Origin of the sequence: Zavarzinella formosa DSM 19928, assembly GCF_000255705.1 — a bacterium.
GTDB lineage: Bacteria > Planctomycetota > Planctomycetia > Gemmatales > Gemmataceae > Zavarzinella > Zavarzinella formosa.
The window spans coordinates 1-694 of the sequence record NZ_AIAB01000572.1 but is presented as its reverse complement, the minus strand read 5'-3'; the positions used below and the strand labels follow the sequence as shown (position 1 = coordinate 694).

1 protein-coding gene is annotated in these 694 nt (G+C 57.8%); it reads left to right on the top strand.

Annotation, left to right across the window (positions count from 1 at the left end; genetic code table 11):
- Positions 1–674: ISAzo13-like element transposase-related protein (locus BGIM_RS0100780; RefSeq protein ID WP_020467920.1), on the top strand; the 674-nt coding region annotated here is incomplete at its 5' end.
- Positions 675–694 lie beyond the last annotated feature (20 nt).

The window sequence follows — 694 nt, the reverse complement described above, 5'->3', positions numbered from 1 at the left end:
ACATCCTGAGAATTTCCCTCGACACCAAGGCCAGAGTCAAAGTCGGGGATTTTTCGCGTGGCGGTCAATGTCGCGGAACCGAACCGGTCAAGGCTCTCGATCATGACATGTCAGCCGGCCCCCTGCTCGTCCCGTTTGGCATTCTGGAACTGAGCCGCGGAACAAGGGAAATCCATCAACCGTGGTTTCTCTTCGGTCATTCCCGCCAGACCAGCGACTTCATCGCCGACGGCCTCGACCAATGGTGGAACGAGCGCAAGGAGGCCCACGCCGGCGTGCGGCGTTTGCACATCGAACTCGACAACGGGCCGGAGATCAACAGTTCCCGCACTCAATTCATGAAACGTCTGACCGAACTGGCCGACCGACACCGTCTGGTAATCGAACTGGCATACCTGCCGCCTTATCACAGCAAATATAATCCCATTGAGCGTTGTTGGGGCATCTTGGAACAACACTGGAACGGAGCGTTGCTCCGTTCCGTCGCCCTTGTCCTCCTCTGGGCCGCCACGATGACTTGGAGGAAGATTCATCCGCTGGTGCGGGAAACCACCAAGCCTTATCAACGAGGCGTCCGGCTGACACGGGAAGAATTTGCCCCAGTCGCCCGCCGCCTGCTCCGCTCTGCCACCCTGCCTAAATGGAGCCTCATCATCCAACCCGTTTGTCGGTAGATTTTTTCAACGCTGATACC